Origin of the sequence: Cryobacterium sp. N21, assembly GCF_002929575.1 — a bacterium.
GTDB classification, from domain to species: domain Bacteria; phylum Actinomycetota; class Actinomycetes; order Actinomycetales; family Microbacteriaceae; genus Cryobacterium; species Cryobacterium flavum.
In genome coordinates this window covers 131,369-153,149 of the sequence record NZ_PJJQ01000028.1, presented here as the reverse complement: position 1 = coordinate 153,149, position 21,781 = coordinate 131,369, and the positions used below count along the sequence as shown (strand labels likewise).

The window sequence follows — 21,781 nt, the reverse complement described above, 5'->3', positions numbered from 1 at the left end:
CGCCGACGATTTCGGGTACGACGGATGCCCCGGTCGGTACGTTGATCACTGTGGTGGTTGCGGGTCAAACGCTGACCGCCACCGTTGTTGCGGGTGGTACTTGGTCGGTGACGGCCGCAACGCTGGTCGAGGGCGAGCACACCGTCACTGTATCGATCACGGATCTGGCGGGTAACAGCGGTAGCGCCACCCAGGCCTTGACGCACGATGCTGAGGCACCGACCGTGGTTTTTGCTGGTGGGGCAACGCAGACGACCAGCGATCGAACTCCGACTATTTCGGGCACGACCAGCGCAGCGAATGACAGCGTCGTGACGCTGGATATCAATGGCACCACGGTTTCATCGACGGTGACGGCCGGTGCCTGGTCGGTGCTTGCGGACGGCCTCGGTGCCGATGGCACCTACCCAGTCGTCGTCACCATCGCAGTCGGCGGCCTTGTCGGCACGGGGAGTCAGGCGATCACTCTGGACACGACGGCGCCGACGCTGGTCATTACCGGCGGGGCAGCGCTGACGACCGCCGATAGCACCCCGACCATCTCTGGAGCGACGGATGCTCCCGTCGGCACTTCGGTCACTGTGACCGTTACTGACACTATGGCCGTTACGGGTCAAACGCTGACCTCCACCGTTGTTGCGGGTGGTACTTGGTCGGTGACGGCGGCGGCTCTCGTCGAGGGCGGGCACACCGTCACTGTCTCCGTCACGGATCTTGCAGGCAATACCGGCACGGCCATCCAGACCATCAGGGTCGACACCACCAAACCCTCGCTGGCCATCATCACGGGTTCCACGCTGATCAACGATTCCACGCCGACCATCTCGGGCACAACGGATGCCGCCAACGGCACCGTCGTCACCGTCACCGTGGCCGATCAGACCCTGTCCGCGACCGTTTCCGACGGCGCATGGTCGGTCACGGCCGGCGCACTCAGTGACGGCAATCACCTGGTTTCCGCTGTGGTCACGGACCCGGCGGGTAACAGCCAAACGGCAACGCAGGCATACTCCGTCGACACCGTCGCACCGATCGTGTCCATTTCCGGAGGGTCCGCACTCACCAACGCCGATACGACACCGACCATTTCGGGCACGTCCAATGCACCCGTCGGCACCGCGGTATCCGTTTCAGTGGGCACCCAGACGCTCGCCGCCACGGTCATCGCGGGGGGCACGTGGTCAGTGGCCGCCGGGGCGCTCGTCGAGGGCGATCACACCATCACGGCCTCGATCACGGATGCCGCCGGTAACACGGGTGTCGCTCTTCAGGTCTACACGGTGGTCGCGGCACCCGACGTGACTGTCATCGGGGGCGCGGCAGCAGCATCCAACGATCCAGCACCGAGCTTCGTCGGTACCTCGACGGCTGCGGCCGGATCGGCAGTGACCGTGACGATCGATGGCCAGGTTCTTAGAACGACCGTGACGGCTGCCGGAACCTGGTCGGTCGAATCGGCCGAAATTTCTGCCGATGGTAATTTCACCGTCGACGTGACCGTGGTGGACCGCGTAACGAACCTCCCGGCAACGTCGACCCAGGTCTTCACGATCGACACGACCGCACCCGCGGTGGCCGTGACCGTGGCCCCGGCGGGTCGAACGCGCGACACCACGCCGACACTGTCGGGAACAACGGATGCCCCGGTCGGCGCGACCGTGTCGGTCACGGTGGCCGGGCAGGTGTTGAGCGCTACGGTGCAGGTCGGTGGCGTCTGGACGGTTGAGCCCGGTGTGCTCGCCGACGGAAACGTAGACGTCGTCGTCACAGCCGAGGACACGTATGGAAATGCGCGCTCGGCTAGCCATAGTTTCGTGGTGGCCACGACGCCACCACAGAACACAACGCTCGAACAAACCGTTGAGGAGGGTACACTGCAGTCACTCGCTGTCACTGGTGCCGATTTCGATCCGGGGGAGTCCGTTCAAGTGTGGATTCATTCCACACCCGTGCTGCTGTCAACCGTCACAGCTGATGCCAACGGCAGCATCGTGACCCGCGTCATCGTTCCCGAGGCGACAGCGGCCGGCCTGCACCACATCGTGATGATCGGCGTGACTTCTTCGACCGCACAGCTGGCGTCGGAGACCATTACCGTCATCAACTCGGGCACCAAGAATGCCAGCGTTGCAGCGGTCGCCCCGGAGATGACCGAACTCGCCCGCTCGGGATTTGAAGCGCCAGGGATCGGCGGCGCGGCATTCCTTCTGCTGCTGGCCGGTGTTCTCCTGCTGATCCTGCGACGGGACATTCGGAAAACTCACCACCGCATCAATCCGTAAAAACGCCGACATACCCGGAAATCTTCGACCGCGCGCGCGCCCGCCCGCCACACTGTTAGAATTTTGAAAGCGAAGGGGAGTATCCCTCTGGGCCCGATCGGGTTCTATGTCGCGATCGTCAATACGGGCCGCGCTGTCGGGGCCCCGGTCGCGGTGGTATCGATTGGTTCCGGTTGGGTCCTATTGGTGCGGGAGAGACTTTCGGGTTCCGTAACACCCGACTCCCGTTATTTCTTGAAAGGCCCCCGTGGAACTCGCTCTCCCTCTCTGGTTCGAGGCTGGATCACTGGTCGTTCTGACCCTGATTCTCGTCGCCGACCTGCTCATCGTCTACAAGCGCCCGCACGTGCCGAGCATGCGCGAGGCTGGCCTGTGGGTGGCGTTCTATGTGACCCTGGCGCTGATCTTCGCACTGCTCATGCTGCTGCTCGGTGACGCCGAGCATGCCGGGCAGTTTCTCGCCGGCTGGCTCACCGAGTACAGCCTGTCGATCGACAACCTCTTCGTCTTCGTGATCATCATGGCGCGGTTCTCGGTACCGCGAAAATACCAGCAAGAAGTGCTGATGGTGGGCATCATCATCGCCCTCGTGCTGCGCGGAATCTTCATTCTCGCCGGCGCCCAGCTGATCGAAAGCTACGCCTGGATCTTCTACATCTTCGGGGCGTTCCTCTTCTACACCGCCGTCAAGCAGGCGTTCTCCAACGAGGAAGAAACCGAGGACAAAGAGAACGCGGTCATCCGGCTGCTGCGTCATCGAATCCGTATCTCGTCAGAATTCGACGGTTCCAAGGTGCGAACCCGAATCGATGGCAAAAAGGTCTTCACCCCGATGCTGATCGTGTTCATCGCGATCGGCACCACCGACCTCATCTTCGCGCTCGACTCGATTCCGGCGATCTTTGGCATCACCCAGAGCCCCTTCATCGTGTTCACGGCCAACATCTTCGCTCTCATGGGCCTGCGCCAGTTGTACTTCCTGCTCGGCGGACTGCTCGAACGGCTCGAATACCTCAAGTACGGCATCGCGGTCATCCTTGCTTTCATCGGCGTTAAGCTCGTGCTGCACGCAATGCACACCAACGAAGTAATCTTCATCAACGGCGGCGAAAACATCGAGTGGGCCCCGGAGATCGACACCTGGACGTCGCTCGGCGTGATCATCGGTAGCATGGCCGTGGCCACCATCGCGAGCCTGATCAAGGCGCGTCACGATGCCAAGAAGCGTGGTCACACGCTGGCCGAGGAGATTTCGGCGACCGCCAAGGAATGACGAATAGAGGCCGGGCACCGGCGAACGGAGGGTTCTTATGACTCTGAACCAGCAGAGCACGATTGAACTCTCCACCGCCACCGCCCGCCTCTTTTTCAGCGCACGCACCGACGTCGGCAGCGTGCGCACGGTGAATGAAGACAGCCTTCTGGCACAGTCACCGGTCTTTCTGGTGGCCGATGGTATGGGCGGCCACGCGCAGGGTGAGGTCGCCAGCCAGACCGTGTTGCGGGTGTTCGACGAGCACATCGCGCGCGATCTGCCGTCGACTCCGGAGCGCATACTCGACGCCATCCACTCCTCGAACGACGCCGTGCGCGATCTCAGCGCAGCCGACGACTACGGCACCGCAGTATCGGGCACGACCCTTGCCGGCATCGCTTTCGTCGACGCCGGCGATGACGTCGGCTATCACTGGATGGCCTTCAACGTCGGCGATTCCCGCGTCTACACCTGGACCGACGGGGTTCTGAGCCAGCTGTCAGTCGACCATTCCGCGGTGCAGGAAATGCTGGACGCCGGACTGATCTCCACCGAGGACGCTGAGAAGCATCCAGAGCGCAACGTCATCACCCGCGCGATCGGCGCTGACGAATTCGTCGATGCCGACGTTTGGCTGCTGCCGGCCCTGGGGGAGCAGTCCTTTCTGATCTGCTCCGACGGGCTGACCAAGGAACTCGACGACGCGGCGATCGCGCGGGTCCTGGCCATGGACATCCGCTTGGATGGGCACGGGCGCAGCGTCGCCGACATTCTCGTCGCTGAGGCCATCGAGCATGGCGGGCGTGACAACGTGAGCGTCGTCTACGTGGAGTCGGCGTTCGACTGACCGCTGGCGAGGCCGGCGGCTGGACGAGGTGTTACCCTGAATCCGTGGTGAGCCGACTTCTTCTGTGCCGCGACGAGTCCCTGTCCTGAGGCCTCCCTCGTCGCGGAGTTCGGCGTGGCTGCCATCGATTCGTGAGGAAGACGCTCAAAATGACCAACGCAATACCCACTTCGGAACAACATTCCAGCACCGGCCTGCGCACGCTGGCTGAAAAGGTCTGGGACAAGCACCTCGTCAGCAAGGGCGAGAACGGCACGCCAGACCTCATTTACATCGACCTGCACCTGCTGCACGAGGTCACCAGCCCCCAGGCCTTCGACGGTCTACGCCTGGCCAATCGACCGCTGCGCCGTCCTGATCTGACCATCGCGACCGAAGACCACAACACGCCGACGCTGGCCATCGACAAGCCCATTGTCGACCTGACCAGCCGCACCCAGATCGAGACCCTGCGTCGCAACTGCGCCGAATACGGTGTGCGCCTGCACTCGCTCGGTGACATCGAGCAGGGCATCGTGCACGTCGTCGGCCCGCAGCTCGGCCTGACCCAGCCCGGCATCACCGTGGTCTGCGGTGACTCGCACACCTCCACCCACGGCGCCTTCGGCGCCATGGCGCTCGGCATCGGCACGAGCGAGGTCGAGCACGTCATGGCCACCCAGACACTGCCGCTGAACCCGTTCAAGACCATGGCCATCACGGTCAACGGCGCCCTGCGCACCGCGGTCACCGCGAAGGACATCATCCTCGCCGTGATCGCCAAAATCGGCACCGGCGGGGGAGCCGGCTACGTGCTCGAATATCGTGGTGAGGCTATTCGCGCCCTCTCCATGGAGGGGCGCATGACCATCTGCAACATGTCGATCGAGGCCGGCGCCCGCGCCGGCATGGTGGCCCCCGACCAGGTCACCTACGACTACCTCGAAGGGCGTGCCCACGCGCCCCGTGGCGCCGACTGGGATGCTGCCGTCGCCTACTGGCAGACCTTGGCCACCGATGAGGGCGCCAACTTCGACGCCGAGGTCATCATCGACGCCAACGAGCTCGAACCCTTCGTCACCTGGGGCACCAACCCCGGCCAGGGCGTGTCCCTGAGCGGATCCGTTCCGAACCCCGCCGCAATCATCGACGCCAACGAGCGCTCGGCGGCCGAGCGGGCCCTGGAATATATGGACCTCGCGGTCGGCACCCCGATGAAGGACATTCGGGTCGACACCGTTTTTCTCGGTTCCTGCACGAACAGCCGGGTCGAAGACCTGCGCGCCGCCGCAGAGATCATCAAGGGCAAGACCAAGGCCGAGGGACTCCGCATGATGGTTGTCCCCGGCTCGGCCCGGGTGCGCATCGAGGCCGAAGCCGAGGGGCTCGACAAGATCTTCCTCGATTTCGGTGCCGAATGGCGGTTCGCCGGCTGTTCGATGTGCCTCGGGATGAATCCCGACCAGCTCGAACCCGGAGAGCGCTGCGCCTCCACCAGTAACCGAAACTTTGAGGGACGACAGGGCAAGGGTGGCCGTACCCACCTGGTGTCACCGCTCGTCGCGGCAGCCACGGCCATTCGCGGCACGCTCTCGAGCCCGTGGGACCTCGTTCAGGATGGAGACTAAGTAGCATGCAGAAATTCACCACCGTCACCGGAGTCGCGGTGCCGCTGCGCCGTTCCAACGTCGACACTGACCAGATCATCCCGGCCGTGCACCTCAAGCGCGTCACGCGCACCGGCTTTGAAGACGCGCTCTTTGCGGCTTGGCGCCTCGACCCCGACTTCGTCATCAATAAGAAGGAATACCAGGGCGGTCGCGTGCTCATCGCCGGAGCCGACTTCGGCATCGGCTCTTCACGCGAACACGCCGTCTGGGCCCTGCGCGACTACGGCTTCGACGTCGTGCTCAGCCCCCGATTCGGCGACATCTTTCGCGGCAACTCCGGCAAGCAGGGTCTGCTCGCCGGCCAGATCAGCGAAGCGGATGCCGAAACCCTGTGGAACCTGATCGAGAGCGACCCGGGTATCGAACTGACCGTGGATCTGGTGAGTAAAACAGTGCGTGTCGGGGATCTGACCGTGAATTTCGAAATCGACGATTACACTAGATGGCGGCTGCTCGAAGGTCTCGATGACATCGGCCTGACCCTGCGTGACGAAGCGCGGATCAATGAATTCGAAGCGACGCGAGAGCCGTGGTTGCCCCGAACCCTTCCCGCGCTGTCGCCGGAATCAATCTCCAAGTAACACGAAGACAGGTATTTTGTGAGCACTCTCAGCGAAGCCCGACGTGATCAAGAGGCGAAGAATTTGAATGACGCCAGGCAGCACGACGATGCGAACGAACGCGGGAGTGCCCAGAACCACGGGGCAGCTGTTGGCCTCACCGCCGACAAGATCACCATCCGCGGCGGTATTCCGCTGGTCGGCCGCATCGAGGTGAAGGGGGCGAAGAACCTCGTCACCAAGGCCATGGTCGCCGCGCTGCTCGGTGAAACCCCGAGCGTGCTCAAGGACGTTCCGAACATCAGCGATGTTCGGATCGTTCGGGGCCTGCTCGAGGTGCACGGCGTCAAGGTGACCGAGGGCGCCGAGCCGGGCGACCTCATCCTCGACCCGGTCGACGTGGAGAGCGCGCACTTCGCCGCGATCGATGCGCACGCCGGCTCGAGCCGCATCCCGATCCTGTTCTGCGGACCGCTGCTGCACCGACTGGGCGAGGCGTTCATCCCTGACCTCGGCGGTTGCCGCATCGGCGACCGACCGATCGACTTTCACCTCGAGGTGCTGCGCAAGTTTGGTGCCGTCGTCGAGAAACAGCCCAACGGCATCCGCATGTCGGCACCGAACGGTCTCAAGGGTGCCAAGCTCGAACTGCCGTACCCGAGCGTTGGGGCCACAGAGCAGGTGCTGCTCACCGCGGTGCGTGCCGACGGCATCACCGAACTCAAGGGCGCGGCAATCGAGCCCGAGATCATGGATCTCATCAATATTTTGCAGAAGATGGGTGCCATCATCACGGTCGACACCGACCGGGTGATTCGCATCGAGGGCGTGGACCGCCTCATGGGCTACAACCACCGCGCACTGTTTGACCGCAACGAGGCCGCCAGCTGGGCTGCTGCCGCCCTCGCCACCGACGGTGACATCTTCGTCGGCGGCGCCCGCCAGCCCGAAATGATCACCTTCCTCAACGTCTTCCGAAAGGTCGGTGGTGCTTTCGACATCTGCGACGACGGCATCCGCTTTTATCACCCGGGCGGCGATCTGAAGCCTGTCATCATCGAAACGGATGTTCACCCCGGCTTCATGACGGACTGGCAGCAGCCGCTCGTCATCGCCCTCACCAAGGCACACGGCACGTCGATCGTGCACGAGACCGTCTACGAGCAAAGGTTCGGCTTCGTTGACGCCCTCGTGGAAATGGGCGCGACCATTCAGATTCACAAGGAATGCCTCGGCGGCCACCCCTGCAGGTTCGGGCAGCGCAACTTCAACCACTCGGCCGTCATCACCGGCCCGACCAAACTGCACGGCGCTGACATCGTTGTGCCCGACCTGCGCGGCGGCTTCAGCCATCTGATCGCGGCACTCAGCGCCGAGGGCACCAGTACGGTCAGCAACGTGGGAATCATCAGCCGAGGCTATGAGAACTTCATCGGCAAGCTGCGGCTTTTGGGGGCGGACTTCGATCTCGAAGGATAATAGGCGCGTGCCAGAAAATAAAGACGTGCCAGCATCCCCCGAGTCAGCCGAGTCGCCTACCCGAAGCCGTTCGGAAAAGAGCCGGCCCTCGGCGTTCTGGATTCTCGCCGGGCTGATCCTGCCAGTGATGAACCTCGCGGCCCGGTACGAGATCGTCGACGCCCACAAGTTCCCGCGCAGCGGTGCGTTCGTCTTCTCGCCCAACCACTACAGCGAGATCGACCCCGTGGTCATGGGCGTCGTGGCCTGGAAGCTGGGGCGGCTGCCGCGGTTTCTGGCGAAGGCATCCGTTTTCAAGATTCCGGTCATCGGCTGGGTTCTGACCAAATCTGGCCAGATTCCGGTGCAGCGCGGCGGATCGGTGCGCGGCAGTGAACCGGTCAAGGCCGCCCAGCGTCTGGTCGAAAAGGGCCAGATCGTGGTCGTCTACCCGGAAGGCTCGCTCACCCGCGACCCCGACTTGTGGCCGATGCGGGGCAAGACCGGAGCGGTGCGCATCGCGCTCGAGCAGGGCATTCCGATCGTGCCGGCCGCCCACTGGGGCACCCAGAAGTTGATGCCGCGGTATTCCAAGAAGATCAGCCTGTTTCCGCGCAAGACCATTCGGGTGAAAATTGGCGACCCGCTCGACCTCGCCCAGTTTCGGGGGCGCAGCCTCGATACCGCCACGCTCAACGAGGCGACGGCCGTCGTGATGGTCGCCATCACTGCGTTGCTCGAAGACCTGCGCGGCGAAAAGGCTCCGGTCAAGCGCTGGAACCCGTCGGAGCACAACCAGAAAGAGACCGGCCGTTTTGAAGCCTAGAACCCCCCAGCTGCTCAAGATCCAACCAGGCACCCGGGTGGCCGTTCTCGGCGCCGGTAGTTGGGGAACCACCTTCGCCAAAATTCTGACGGATGGCGGGGCCGACGTCGTTCTGTGGGCCCGCCGCCCCGAGTTGGCCCGCGAAATCTCCGAAGCCCGCCGTAACAGCGACTACCTGCCCGGCGTGAACCTACCGTTGGGCCTGCGCGCCACGAGCCGCCTCGACCTCGCACTGGCCGGCGCTGAAATGGTCTTCGTCTCCGTGCCCAGCCAGTCCCTGCGGGAGAACCTCAAGCAGGTTGAACCGTACCTGGCCGCGAACGCGATCGTCGTCTCGCTCATGAAGGGCGTCGAGCGCTCCACCGGCATGCGCATGAGCACGGTGATCGAAGAGGTGCTGAGCATCGACCCCGCTCGCATTGCCGCGATCAGCGGGCCGAACCTGGCGCTCGAAATCGCCAAGGAGCAGCCCACGGGGGCTGTCGTCTCCTCGGTGAGCCTGGAAACCGCGCAGGCCGTGGCCAAACTGGCCACCAACCGCTATTTTCGTTCGTACATCAACACCGACGTCATCGGCACCGAATTCGGTGGCGTGCTGAAGAACCTCATTGCGGTTGCCATCGGCATCGTCGACGGTGTCGGCTTTGGCGAAAACACCAAGGCCTCGATCATCACCCGTGGTCTGGTCGAAATGACGGACTTCGCTGTGGCCTACGGCGCGCAGGCCGAGACGCTGGCCGGCCTGGCCGGTCTCGGTGACCTCATCGCCACCTGCCAGTCGCCGCTGTCCCGCAACAATACGGCCGGGCGACTGCTCGGCCAGGGTTACAGCATCAACGACGTCGTCAAGCAGATGCAGCAGACCACCGAAGGCCTCGCCTCGGTGAAGCCCGTTCTCGAACTTGCCCGCGCCAAGGGCGTTGACATGCCCATCGTCGAACAGGTACGCCAGGTGCTCGACGGCACACTCAATCCCCGCGACATTGCGCCGCACCTAACAACAGACTCCGGCGAACCGCAGGGCGAAAGGACACTTGACGATGGACAAGCTCACGGTGGTGCTTCTCTTTGGAGGGCGTTCCAGCGAACACTCGATCAGCTGCGCCACGGCGGGCGGAGTGCTGGCAGCCCTCGACCCTGATCGCTACACGGTCATTCCGGTGGGAATCACCCGTGACGGTGCGTTTGTGTTGGAAGACAACGACCCAGCCAAGTTCGCCCTGAACGCGTCCGCGTTGCCCGTTGTCGCCGACAACGGAACGCGGGTGCGCTGGCCGGAGAGCGCAGCGAGCCGGGAACTGACCGTCGTCGACGCGTCGGGTGTGCGCTCGCTCGGCACCGTCGACCTCATATTCCCGATCTTGCATGGACCGTTTGGCGAAGACGGAACGATCCAAGGCATGCTCGATCTGCTCGGCCTGCCGTATGTCGGCTCGGGAGTGCTCGCATCCGCTTTGGGTATGGACAAACACTTTGCCAAGACCGTGTTCCAGCAGGCGGCACTACCGGTAGCGCCGTGGCGCACCCTGACAGCGGATGACTGGGCGCAGGCCCCCGGAACCGCCTACGCCGCCCTCGAGCACTTGGGTCTGCCCGCGTTCGTCAAGCCGGCGCGCGCGGGTTCCAGCGTCGGCGTCAGCCGGGTGTCGACGCCCGAGCAACTGGCCGAGGCCATGACGGTGGGGCTCGCCGAGGACAACAAGGTCTTGATCGAATCCGGGCTCATCGGCCGGGAACTCGAAATTGCCGTGCTGCAGGGACGCCCGGGGGAGCCGACCCGCGCCTCCGTGGCCGGCGAGGTCGTCGTGACCGGCCGTGACTTCTACGACTTTGCCGCGAAATACCTCGACGCACCGGGGGTCGACCTGGTCTGCCCCGCTCTCTTGTCGGACGAGGAGCTGGCAGAGGTGCAACAGCTAGCGATTCGGGCGTTCGAAGCCATCGGCGGCGCCGGCCTGGCCCGGGTGGACTTCTTTCTCACGCAGGCCGGCTGGGTGATCAACGAGATCAACACCATGCCCGGCTTCACGAGCATCTCGATGTTCCCGAGCTGCTGGCTCGCCAGCGGCTACACCTACCCCGAGCTGGTCGGCGAACTCATCGCGGTGGCCATCGCCCACGCCCGCCACGGTTCCTGACCCGATCGCCACCAGCGGTCTCGTAAGACCGGACTACGGCGCGGTCGTCGCCCCGTCGGTGGGCAGCCGCACGTCTTCGGCGCCGACACAGGCCCCGGCCGCCGGAACATACCCGACCGCATTGGCCACGTCGACCAGCGCCGTTGAGCCGCTCACCGCTTCGGAATCGATGACGACCTCGATGGTGGGGTCGCGCCCGTAGGTCGTGTACCGGTAGGTCGGGGCGTCGGAGTCATCTTCGATCCAGTCGATGCCGTTGATGTTCAGGCAGGGCAGCGTCGTCGGCGCAGGCACCGGAACACCGCAGTGCAGCAGCACCGCGGCCGGGTCTCCCCAGGCCCCTGTCCCCTGGGCGTTCGTCTCCCGCGAGCGCTCGTCGGCGACGGTGGACGGCAGGTGCACGATTACGTCGGCGCAGGCCACATTGGTGGCATCGGCGGCCGGGGTCAGCGGCACGGCGGCGGCGCAGCCCGCCAGCAGCAGTGAGCCCGCGAGCACGGTGACGACGGCGATGGAACGACGGGGAGCGAAGCGCGGGAGCAGGAATGGGTGAGACATCGTATTCAGGCTACCGTTTCTTACATGACAACCGCTGCGGATGCCCCGCGTTCAGCCCCGCATACCGCCACCACCGAAACGCTCGCCGACCTGAGCGAAGGCGCCGTACTCGGCCGAATCTTTCCCCGGCTGCCGACCGCAGCCGCGCAGCTGCTTGGCCCGGGGGACGACGCAGCAGTCGTCTCCGCTCCCGACGGACGCTTCGTGGTGACGACCGACATGATGATTCAAGGTCCGGATTTTCGTCTGGCCTGGTCCACGCCGCACGACCTCGGTTGGAAGGCCGCGGCCACCAACCTCTCCGACGTGGCAGCGATGGGAGCCCGCCCGACCGCCCTCGTCGTAGCCATTGCCGCACCGCCGTCGACGCCCGTGGTGGTGCTCGAGGGCATCGCCGACGGGCTGCGGGACTGTTGTGAGGCACTCGCGCCCGGCTGCGGGGTGGTCGGCGGCGACCTGTCCGCGTCGGACGCCCTCACGCTGGCTGTGACGGCCTTCGGCGACCTGGAGGGCCGCGCGCCCGTATTGCGCTCGGGCGCGCGCCCCGGCGACGTTGTGGCGCACTCCGGGCTGCTCGGCGACGCCGGTCGCGGTCTCGAACTGCTGTTTCGCCTGGGCGTCGACGCCAACGGAGTGCCCAACCTTGACCGCGCCAACGCGCTCAAACTCTCGCACCCGACCGAAGTGGCAGCCCAGCTCACCCCCGTGCCGCCGATTGCGAGCGGACCGATCGCAGCCCTCGCGGGCGCCACCGCCATGCTCGACGTCTCCGATGGGCTCGCCATCGACGCCGGACGCATTGCGCGTGCCAGCGGAGTGGGCATCGATTTCGACTCCGCGAGCCTGGGCGACCGCATCGAGGTCGCTCTTGGCGGCGGCGAAGACCACGGGCTGCTGGCAACTTTCCCGCCCGGCGCCGTTCTGCCGGCGGGCTTTCGGAGCCTCGGAACGGTTGTGGCGGCATCCGCTTCGCACGCGGGCATGATCACCGTCGACGGTTCCCCGCACGATCAGGGCGGCTGGGACCCCTATCGCGGCTGGGACGGCGCGGCGGGCTAATTCAGTTCAGGTGGAGAGGCGTACCAGACAGTCGTGTCGCCGTAGTCCTTGCGGCGATCGAGCTCGAGCCCGGGGCCCCATTCCGGCTCGGGTGAGCGGGAACTGCGCTCCAGCACCACGAGCGCGTCGTCGGCCAGCAGTGGGGCCAACGCACTCAGATTGTGCCCGAGCTCAACCTCGGTGAGGTCGTACGGCGGGTCGATGAAGACGACATCGAAGCCGTCCTTGGTGGCCGCCAGGAACGACTGCACCGCCTGTGACGACACCGCAATCTTCAGTTCTGCACCTTTCGGGGCTGACCGCTGCACGGCCTCGCCGTTCTTGCGGCACATGGCCGCCGCGCCGTAACTGTTCTCGACCAGCGTCACCACTCGCGCTCCGCGGCTCGCTGCTTCGAGTCCCAGAGCGCCCGATCCGGCATACAGGTCGAGAACGCGCATGCCGTGCAAGGCATCAAGTGAGTCGAGTGCCGAGAAGATGGCCTCGCGCACCCGGTCGCTGGTCGGTCGGGTGCCCGATTTCGGAACCGCCAAAGTCAGGGAGCCGGCAAACCCGGAAATAATTCGCGTCATAACCCATCGAGCCTAGCTGCCCTGTCAGAGGCCCGGTTTACGATGGAACCATGACCGGTTCGAGCGCTGCCAGTGGCCCCGAATTCGATGGTGGTTCCCTGCCGGCACCCCGGCTGCAGCCTCTCACCCCCGATAGCAGCCTGACGAGTGCCCTCGGCGCACTCAAGGCGAAAGCGCTCCTGAAGGCGTTCGGTTTTCAGACCGTCAACGACTTGCTCAGCCACTACCCGCGCGACTACGCCGACCGCGAGGTGCTCCGACCGCTGAATCAACTCACCCCCGGCGCCAACATCACGGTCATCGCCGACATTGTGTCAGTGCGAGAAAAGCGCATGTCATCGCGGCCCGGCACGATCGTTGAGGTGGTCATTTCCGACGGAGGTGGGGAGTTCCTGCTCACGTTCTTCGGCAAGAGCAGCCAGCAGTGGCGTCTCGATCAATTGCGCCCAGGGCTGCGTGGCAGTTTTTCCGGCAAGGTGACCACCTTTCAAAACCGGAGTCAGCTGGCGAACCCGTCGTACAAGACCTTTGAAAGCGAAGAAGAAGAGGCTCGCGATGACCCGGCGGTGCGGCTTCGCCACAAGCCGCTCATCCCCATTTACGCGGCAACGGCCGCAGAGACCAGCTGGAACCTGCAGACCATGATCGACCAGGTGCTGCAACGCGTGGGCAACCTGCCCGACCCGGTTCCCCAGGACATGCGGATCGAACACGGCCTGCTCGACCACACCCAGGCCATCCGCTGGATTCACAGCCCCGACAATCCGAAGCAATGGAAGGCCGCGGAGGAGACGTTGCGGTTCACCGAGGCCTGGGTGCTGCAGTGCGCGCTCCTGCAGCGGCACAGTCTCGCGCGGGAGCGCCGAACCCGGCCGCGAGTGCCCACCCCTGGCGGGTACCTCGAACGCTTTGACGCGACCCTGCCGTTCGTACTGACGGTCGACCAGGAGATCTGTGCGGCCGAGATCGCCAGCGACATGGCCCGGTCTGGCCCCATGAACCGGTTGCTGCAGGGCGAGGTCGGTTCGGGCAAGACTGTTGTCGCCCTGCGGGCCATGCTCGCCGTAGCCGACAGCGGAGGCCAGACGGCGCTGCTGGCACCCACCGAAGTGCTGGCTGCGCAGCATCTGCGGTCGATCACCACGCTTCTCGGCCCCGATCTCGCGGCCGAACTCATGCCGACACTACTGACCGGCAAGCTGCCGGTCGCCCAGAAGCGCAAGGCACTGCTGCGCACGGTGTCGGGTCAGTCGCGCATCGTGATCGGCACCCACGCGCTGCTCAGCGATACCGTAACGTTCTTCGATCTCGGTTTGATCGTCATCGACGAACAGCACCGGTTTGGCGTCGACCAGCGTGAAACCCTGCGGTTGAAGGGCGCGCAGCCACCGCACGTGCTGGTCATGACGGCCACGCCCATTCCGCGCACGATCGCGATGACAGTGTTCGGCGACCTCGACGTGAGTACCATTCGCATGCTGCCGTCGGGGCGCCAAGGGATTCGCAGTGTCGTGGTGCCCATGGGCGAGAACGGAGCCCTGTTTGGGCGGGTCTGGGCGAGCCTGGCGCAGGAGCTCGCGCTCGGGCGTCAGGGCTTCGTTGTCTGTCCGGCGATTTCTCCGGCAGAAATTGAGGAAGTCCCCGCTGACCTGGTCGGAATCGAACCGTCGCACGGAGAGAAAGCCGGTCCCCTGTTCAACGTGGACGAGGTTCTCGAAGGCATGCGCGGCGTACCGACGCTCGCCCCCTATCGTCTGGAGGCCCTGCACGGGCGCATGACGAGCGACGAGAAAGACCGCATCATGCGGTCGTTCGCCGCCGGCGAGATCGATGTTCTCGTGGCCACGACCGTTATCGAGGTGGGTGTCGACGTGCCGAACGCCTCGGCCATGGTGGTGCTCGACGCGGATCGCTTCGGTGTCTCCCAGTTGCACCAGTTGCGCGGCCGTGTCGGGCGCGGGTCCGTGCCAGGCCTCTGCCTTCTGGTCACCAATTCCCGGGCCGGGTCTCCGGCCCGCCAGCGCATCGGCGATGTCGCCGCGACGCTGGATGGTTTCGTACTCGCCGAACTCGACCTCGCCCTGCGCCGAGAGGGCAACGTGCTCGGCGATCTGCAATCGGGTGACGGCTCGAAACTGCGTTTTCTTCGGGTGGCGGTCGACGGCGACCTGATCGCCGAGGTGCGACGGGCGGCCTTCCACTTGGTGACGGGCGATCCGGGCATCCGCACCAATGAGGCTCTGCGCAATGCGATCGCGCGCCGCCTGAACGATTCCGAACGCAGCTGGCTCAACAAAGGCTGATTATGTCCACGCCAAGCGGATGCGTCGGGCAGCGTTCCGTCAGCGTCTGGCAGTAGGGTGTGATCATGCGCAGGATCGCCGTTGTCCCTGGATCATTTGACCCCGTCACCCTGGGCCACTTGGACGTGATCGATCGCGCGGCCGGCCTGTTCGACGAGCTCCATGTGCTCGTGGTGCATAACCCCGACAAATCGGCCCTGTTGCCGATCAGCCAGCGAGTGTCGCTGCTGGAACAGGCCATCAAAGAAGCCGGGCTTCCGACCAATATCGTGGTCGCCAGCTGGAGCATGGGGCTGCTCGTCGACTACTGCATGGATGTCGGTGCGAGCGTTCTGGTGAAGGGCATCCGTTCGCAGGTTGACGTGGCCTACGAGACTCCCATGGCGATCGTGAATCGCAATCTGGCCGCGGTAGAAACGGTCTTTCTGCTGCCCGACCCGGCCAACGCCCATGTCTCCAGCTCCCTGGTACGCCAGGTGGCCGGTCTCGGCGGCGATGTCTCGCCCTACGTGCCACGGGCCGTAGCGGAATATCTGGAGCGTTCGCGGGTATGAACCTCAAACCGACTCGCTCCTCCACCGATTCAAGCAGGGCGGAACTGGCGTCGGTTCCGTCGAATGACGCTGACACGACCGTTGACCTCGGGGAACTGCAAGAAGCCGGACGCGCGATCATGCGCAACGTTGAGACGGTTATTGATGGCAAGCACGAGGCTGTGCAGATCGCCCTGACCGTTCTGCTGGCCGAAGGGCACCTCCTAATCGAAGATGTGCCCGGTGTCGGCAAGACCATGCTCGCCAAGGCCCTCGCCCGTTCCGTGGATTGCACGGTCGGGCGCATTCAATTCACCCCGGACCTGCTGCCCTCCGATGTGACCGGGGTGTCGGTGTTCAATCAGGCCGAGCGTCGGTTTGAGTTCAAACCGGGCCCGGTCTTCGCCAACATCGTCATCGGTGACGAGATCAACCGGGCGAGTCCGAAAACCCAGTCGGCGCTGCTGGAATCCATGGAGGAACGCCAGGTCACCGTCGACGGCGTCACGTACCCGCTCGCCCTGCCGTTCACCGTCATCGCCACCCAGAACCCGATCGAGATGGAGGGAACGTACGCCCTTCCGGAAGCGCAGCGGGACCGGTTCATGGCCCGCATCTCCATGGGATATCCCGACCCCGACTCTGAGCTCGCGATGCTCGACTCGCGCGACACGAACAGCCCGCTCGCACTGATCTCGGCCGTGGTGTCGGGGGAGACCCTGCGCGACATGATGCTCACGGCGCGAGGCGTCTTCGCCTCTGGCGCGGTCAAGGAATACGCGGTCAATCTCGTGCGGGCCACCCGCGACGACCGGGACCTGCGCCTCGGCGCCAGCCCGCGCGCGACCCTGCAGCTCATCCGTGCCGCGAAGGCCCAGGCGGCGTTGAACGGTCGGGACTACGTGCTGCCCGACGACATCGACTCGCTCGCCGTGGCCGTTCTCGGCCATCGGCTGGTCCCCACCAGCCGGGCGCTCGGCCACCACCACCAGGACAGCGGTCCGGTGATCGACGACATCGTGCGTCGAATCCTCGCTGATACGCCGGTGCCAATCGGTGTCGCGGCATCCGCTCTGTCCCGATCGGTGACGCAGGTGCGTGCCGTTGGATCTACCGGAACGTCGTAGTCATGGCACGCGGGGTGAGAGATTCCGGGCTGGTCAATGCCGACTGGTACACGCGGCTGGCAGCCCGATTCGCCACGCGTCTCACCCTGCGCGGCTGGGTTATTCTGGCCGCCGGAGTCGTGCTGTTCGCCAACGCGGTGCTGGTCAACAGCCGCGACATGCTATTCGTGGCCAGCCTGATGATTGTGGCTCCGCTCGTCGCCGCCGGTTACGTTTCGCTCCGCCCGGCCCGGGTCGAGGTCACCAGGGTCTTTCGGCCGCCGATCGTGCCGGTCGGCGGTGAGAGTGTGGTCTCGCTGCAGCTGAGCAACCTCTCGGCGACACCGCTCAGCGGCGCCTGGTGGGCTGACACCCCGTCGCCCGGCGTGGAGGCGCCGCCGGCGGCTATCCTTCCACTCGTTAGTCGGAACGGCGCAACCGGCGCGACTGTGCGTCTGGAATACACTGTCGTGCCGCGACATCGCGGCGTCTACGACGTCGGCCCGCTCCGCGTGTCACGCCAGGACCCATTTGGCTTCGCGCGCAGCGACCGAACTGCCGGCTCTCCCCACGACCTGATCGTGACGCCGCGCGTGACGCCGCTACCGGGCAACGGCCTTGCCCAGTCCAGCAACGATGGGTCGATTCGCGAGCTGGTGCGCCAGGCCACCCCCACCTCCGACGAACTCATCGCCCGCGAATACCGCCCTGGGGATGCGCTGCGTCGCGTCAACTGGCCGGCCACCGCCCGGCACGGCGAAATCATGGTGCGGCAGGAGGAGCAGCGCAGCAACCCGGAGGCCCGGATCGTGCTCGATACGACCCTGGCCGGCGCGGCGGGGCTCGGCGCCGGGCATCTTCCACCGCATCTCGGGGCCGGATTTGAACTCGAGATCGAGCTGGCAGCATCCGTTGGTGTGCACCTGCTCGACGCCGGTTACCGGGTCGAGGTGATCGAGCTGGGTGCCAGCCAGTTGCTGCCGGGCGACCAGCAGACCCTGGGCGGGTTGCACGGCGACGTGCCAGCGACTTTTCGAGCCCCCGGCGGTGATCGCGCCCTGCTGGAAGCCCTGGCCAGTGTGGTTCCGGTGCCGTGGCCGACCCGCAGCGCTCGCCTCGCCGCAGAGCGCCGGGCGCCGCTGCGCGCAGCCCTGCGGGGCGCGCAGCCATCGCTTCCGACATTCGCGATGCTCGTGAGCGTGTCCGAAGCTGATGTCGACGATCTCGTTGCCCTCGCGCGACACTGTGAACCCGCCGTCGCGTTGGTGCAACGAACGGTCGGGGCGCCGGCCCGCGAACGCCTGCAGGCCGCGGGGTGGCGCTGTGTGGAGCTGGCCACGGCCGAGAACCTGGAAGACGTGTGGAACGACGTGAGCGGGGAGCGAGGAGCCAGCCATGACTAGCCTGGTCGCTCAGGAGGCGCCGGCCGCAGATTCCCCGTCGCCGGCACGCCAGGTGAGCCCGCCTCGGGCGCACCGCCGTCGGCGCGGCGAGCGAGTTGCCGCGCTCTGGCCGCTCGCCCTCAGTTTGCTTTTCTTGCTGCTCAGCTCCTGTGCGGCGCTCGCGCCCCTGCTGCGCGGCAACGCCTGGTGGTGGGTCTGTGCGGCGGTTGGATCCGTCGTGCTGCTCAGCGCGGCTGTGTTTCGTCGGTTCGGGCTGTCGCGCCCGATCGCTCCGGTGGCGAGCGGCGCGGTGCTGGTCGGCACGATGACGCTCCTGTTCGGCGGTGGAACCGGCCTGTTCTGGATCATTCCGACGCCGCAAACCATTGGCCTGTTCAGCGGTCTGATCGACTCCGGCGGGGCGTCCATCGCCCAGCAGAGCACGCCGGCCGAGGTGACCCTCGGCATCCTCTTTCTGCTCGCCGGCGGCACCGGGCTGATCGCGGTTCTCATGGACCTGCTCGCGGTGACGCTGCGCTGGCCCGCCCTTGCCGCAGCCGGCGCACTCGTGCCGCTCCTCGTGCCGGGATTCATCATCGACGACGGGACCGACGTCGCCGTGCTCGTGGTGACGGCGGCCGCTTTTCTACTTGTGCTGCGGGTCGATGTGTCGGCGCGTCGCGCACGGGAAGCAGCGCGTCTGGCGGTCGGACCGGGCGAGCCACGTGTGTACCGGCCAGAGCGGGTGCGCGGCCGCGGCCGGATCGGCGGCACATTCGTGCTGGGATCCGTGACCATCGTGGCTGCCCTGATTCTCAGCACGCTTGCCCCCGCCTTGACATCCGGGGGACTCGTGACGGCAAGGCCTGGTGGTTTACTGTTCGGCAGCGGAGTCAGCCCCATGATCAATCTCGGGCAGGACCTGCGTCGGCCCAAGGCTGGACCGGCATTTCACTACACCTCGACCGGCACGGAGCAGCCCTATTTCACGCTGCTCACCCTCGATGAGGTCATCGGGTTGACCTGGACGGCACGCATCGACGGGGCAGACGTGCGCAATACCGTCGACGACATCCCGCGGCCATTCGGGCTCGACGCCAACGTGGAGACGGTGCCAGCGTCGACATCGGTCGTCATCGAGGGCGTCAACAGCCATTGGCTGCCCGCACCGGCCCGCGCCACCAGCATTGAGGGCCTCACCGGTCGCTGGTACTGGGACAGCCGCACCCGGGCGATTGCGAGTGTAACGGCGAACACCCTCGGCCAGGAATATACGGTGTCGTCCCTGGAGCTGAAACCCACCGCCGAGCAACTGCGGCGCTCCAGCACCGACTATCCGGCGAGCGTCCTGGGCAATCTGCAACTGCCGGTCGATCCGCCGCCGATCATCGAGGAGACGGCCCGGCAGGTGACGGCGGAAACGACATCGAACTATGACGCTGCCGTCGCCATTCAGGACTATCTGCGCAGCAGCGCCTTCATCTACGACACCGACGCGCCCGTTGAAGACGGCTACGACGGCGGGGGAGTGGATGTGATCGGAGTGTTCCTGAAGGAAAAGCGCGGCTACTGCGTGCATTTCGCCTCCGCCATGGCCGCGATGGCACGTACCTTCGGCATTCCCTCCCGGGTCTCGCTCGGCTACCTGCCCGGCGTCAAATCCCAGGACCTCGAGCAGGGGCTCGGGCAGTACAACGTGGACTCGCACGACCTGCACGCCTGGCCGGAACTGTACTTCGTGGGAATTGGCTGGGTGAGATTCGAGCCGACGCCCGGCCGCGGTACCGTCCCCAACTACGAGCAGGCAGCGGATGTCGGCACGCCGACGGCCGCGCCCGGCGGTGCCGCCGCCACGAGTGCTCCCGGGCTCAGCCCCGACCGGCTGGCCGACGATTCCGCCCTGGAACGCGGTACCACGCCGCAGAGCGTCGAGGCCAGCAACCTGCTCGCAGTACTCGGGTTCAGCGCACTGGGTCTCCTGCTGCTGCTTCTGCCCGGGGTCGCCAGACGGATGCTCCGGCGCTCGCGGGTGCGGCGCATCCGCTCCGGAGGCGCTGGCGCCGGGCTCGCCTGGATCGAAGTGCAGCACACCAGTCTCGATCACGGCATACCGACGCCGATCACCGACACTCCGCGAGCGTTTGCCGGCCGACTGGAGCGCCTTGGAACCCTCGACCCGGCGTCGACGGAAGCGCTCGAACGAGTACTCCTCGCGCTGGAGCGATCGCGGTTCGACCGGTCGCCTGTGCGGGCCGACACCCTCGCCGCCGACCTGACCCGGGTGCTGCGCGGGCTGCACGGCGGCGCGAGTGCCGGCATCCGTTTGCGGGCAAACTTTGCGCCCACCTCGCTGTTCGCCACCCTGGCCGCGGTGCTGCGCGGAGACCGTCGCGCCCGCACGATCGCCCCCTGAACGAAGCACCCACGCGCAGCGCGTACAATTTACGACCGTGACTAAGTTCAAGAAGACGCCGTACACGGTCGACGTGCGTGACCTCATCAACCGCCCGGGCACCATGCACGAACGCCACCTCGATATTGTCGTTCCCGACGACCTCGGCGCCGGCCTCGTGGCCGTGAAAGCCGGTTCGACGCTGTCGACCGAGCTGCGCCTCGAGGCGATGCACGAGGGAATCCTGGTGAGCATCGAGGTCTATGCAAGGGCGCTCGGAGAGTGCGGCCGATGCCTCAAAGACATCGACCTGCCGGTTCGAGTTCAGTTTGCCGAGCTTTTCGGTTATCCTCAGGAGGAAGCCTTCGAGTTTGAGATTCTAGACGACCATGTCGATTTGGAATCTTTGATCCGGGACGCGGTAGTGTTAGCACTTCCGTTCCAGCCGGTATGCCGGCGGGATTGCCCTGGTCTTGACAGTGAGACCGGACAACCGCTTGCCGAACTACCCGAACTCGTTTCCGACGAGCGCTACGATCCCCGGTGGTCAGCGCTTGCGGGGTTTACGGCTTCCACAGACAAAGACATGGGTGCGGACATCCATGTTTCAGACAGCAGAGAAGAGAAGTAGTCATGGCAGTTCCGAAGCGCAAGATGTCGCGTTCCAACACCCACTCGCGTCGCGCGCAGTGGAAGGCCACGCCTCCCACCCTCGTGAAGACCATGGAGGGCGGCAAGGTCGTCTACAGCCTGCCGCACCGCGCCAAGGTTGTCACCGACTCCACCGGCACCCCGTTGTTCATGGAATACAAGGGCCGTAAAGTCGCCGACATTTAAGTCGCGGCTTTTCTATGGGCCGGA

At 65.4% G+C, this 21,781-nt stretch carries 19 protein-coding genes; 17 read left to right on the top strand and 2 right to left on the bottom strand.

The genetic code is table 11. The annotated features are described in order from the left end of the window. The 9 genes from CXY77_RS04990 to CXY77_RS04950 form a co-directional block, all read left to right on the top strand. A partial coding sequence (locus tag CXY77_RS04990) for an Ig-like domain-containing protein (protein WP_199181881.1) occupies positions 1-2,282 on the top strand: 2,282 nt, incomplete at its 5' end. Positions 2,283-2,529: 247 nt separating this feature from the next. Continuing rightward, complete coding sequence (locus tag CXY77_RS04985) at positions 2,530-3,555, top strand: TerC family protein (RefSeq protein WP_092341237.1); 1,026 nt, start codon at positions 2,530-2,532, stop codon at positions 3,553-3,555. 37 nt (positions 3,556-3,592) lie between these two features. Further along, the gene (locus CXY77_RS04980) at positions 3,593-4,384 is read left to right on the top strand and encodes a PP2C family serine/threonine-protein phosphatase (protein WP_092341236.1); all 792 of its coding nucleotides are present in this window, start codon (positions 3,593-3,595) and stop codon (positions 4,382-4,384) included. 149 nt (positions 4,385-4,533) lie between these two features. Further along, complete coding sequence (gene leuC, locus CXY77_RS04975; RefSeq protein ID WP_104088275.1) at positions 4,534-5,991, top strand: 3-isopropylmalate dehydratase large subunit; 1,458 nt, start codon at positions 4,534-4,536, stop codon at positions 5,989-5,991. Between the two features lie 5 nt (positions 5,992-5,996). Beyond that, positions 5,997-6,614: a 3-isopropylmalate dehydratase small subunit gene (gene leuD, locus CXY77_RS04970; protein WP_092341234.1), complete on the top strand. Its 618-nt coding sequence runs from the start codon at positions 5,997-5,999 to the stop codon at positions 6,612-6,614. 150 nt (positions 6,615-6,764) lie between these two features. Beyond that, positions 6,765-8,072: a UDP-N-acetylglucosamine 1-carboxyvinyltransferase gene (murA, locus tag CXY77_RS04965; RefSeq protein WP_233197242.1), complete on the top strand. Its 1,308-nt coding sequence runs from the start codon at positions 6,765-6,767 to the stop codon at positions 8,070-8,072. Between the two features lie 7 nt (positions 8,073-8,079). Then, on the top strand, positions 8,080-8,877 hold the full coding sequence (locus CXY77_RS04960; protein WP_233197236.1) for a 1-acyl-sn-glycerol-3-phosphate acyltransferase: 798 nt from the start codon (positions 8,080-8,082) through the stop codon (positions 8,875-8,877). Beyond that, positions 8,867-10,018, top strand: coding sequence for an NAD(P)H-dependent glycerol-3-phosphate dehydrogenase (locus tag CXY77_RS04955; protein WP_233197235.1), 1,152 nt, complete (start codon positions 8,867-8,869; stop codon positions 10,016-10,018). Before CXY77_RS04960 ends, CXY77_RS04955 begins: the two co-directional genes overlap by 11 nt. Then, positions 9,918-11,015 carry a D-alanine--D-alanine ligase family protein gene (locus CXY77_RS04950; protein WP_092341231.1) on the top strand — a complete coding sequence of 366 codons (1,098 nt, stop codon included), beginning with the start codon at positions 9,918-9,920 and terminating at the stop codon, positions 11,013-11,015. The genes CXY77_RS04955 and CXY77_RS04950 overlap by 101 nt, the downstream gene beginning before the upstream one ends. Before the next feature lie 33 nt (positions 11,016-11,048). Here CXY77_RS04950 and CXY77_RS04945 read toward each other — a convergent pair whose 3' ends face one another. Then, positions 11,049-11,573 (bottom strand): DUF3515 family protein, encoded by a 525-nt coding sequence (locus CXY77_RS04945; protein ID WP_104088273.1) that lies wholly within the window; start codon positions 11,571-11,573, stop codon positions 11,049-11,051. A gap of 24 nt (positions 11,574-11,597) precedes the next feature. On the opposite strand from CXY77_RS04945, the gene thiL reads away from it, so the two are divergent. Next, a complete protein-coding gene (gene thiL, locus CXY77_RS04940; protein WP_092341229.1) occupies positions 11,598-12,632 on the top strand; it encodes a thiamine-phosphate kinase in 1,035 nt (344 codons plus the stop codon). On the opposite strand, the gene rsmD is transcribed toward thiL, so the two are convergent. After that, positions 12,629-13,204 carry a 16S rRNA (guanine(966)-N(2))-methyltransferase RsmD gene (gene rsmD / locus CXY77_RS04935; protein ID WP_092341228.1) on the bottom strand — a complete coding sequence of 192 codons (576 nt, stop codon included), beginning with the start codon at positions 13,202-13,204 and terminating at the stop codon, positions 12,629-12,631. The two genes, thiL and rsmD, sit on opposite strands and share 4 nt — an antisense overlap. Positions 13,205-13,254: 50 nt before the next feature. Here rsmD and CXY77_RS04930 point away from each other — a divergent pair, with 50 nt between their 5' ends. From CXY77_RS04930 to rpmF, 7 genes are all read left to right on the top strand, one after another. Further along, positions 13,255-15,507, top strand: coding sequence for an ATP-dependent DNA helicase RecG (locus CXY77_RS04930; RefSeq protein WP_092341227.1), 2,253 nt, complete (start codon positions 13,255-13,257; stop codon positions 15,505-15,507). A 65-nt stretch (positions 15,508-15,572) separates the two neighbouring features. Continuing rightward, on the top strand, positions 15,573-16,061 hold the full coding sequence (coaD, locus tag CXY77_RS04925; protein ID WP_092341312.1) for a pantetheine-phosphate adenylyltransferase: 489 nt from the start codon (positions 15,573-15,575) through the stop codon (positions 16,059-16,061). Further along, a complete protein-coding gene (locus tag CXY77_RS04920) occupies positions 16,058-17,167 on the top strand; it encodes a MoxR family ATPase (protein WP_092341226.1) in 1,110 nt (369 codons plus the stop codon). The genes coaD and CXY77_RS04920 overlap by 4 nt, the downstream gene beginning before the upstream one ends. Positions 17,168-17,181: 14 nt before the next feature. After that, entirely contained in the window at positions 17,182-18,549 is a 1,368-nt protein-coding gene (locus CXY77_RS04915; RefSeq protein WP_158252781.1) for a DUF58 domain-containing protein, read from the top strand. Beyond that, on the top strand, positions 18,542-20,941 hold the full coding sequence (locus CXY77_RS04910) for a DUF3488 and transglutaminase-like domain-containing protein (protein ID WP_104088269.1): 2,400 nt from the start codon (positions 18,542-18,544) through the stop codon (positions 20,939-20,941). The genes CXY77_RS04915 and CXY77_RS04910 overlap by 8 nt, the downstream gene beginning before the upstream one ends. Positions 20,942-20,978: 37 nt before the next feature. Then, a complete protein-coding gene (locus tag CXY77_RS04905) occupies positions 20,979-21,551 on the top strand; it encodes a DUF177 domain-containing protein (protein WP_233197234.1) in 573 nt (190 codons plus the stop codon). A gap of 2 nt (positions 21,552-21,553) precedes the next feature. Then, positions 21,554-21,757, top strand: a complete 204-nt coding sequence (gene rpmF / locus CXY77_RS04900) for a 50S ribosomal protein L32 (protein WP_092108959.1) — start codon at positions 21,554-21,556, stop codon at positions 21,755-21,757. Positions 21,758-21,781 lie beyond the last annotated feature (24 nt).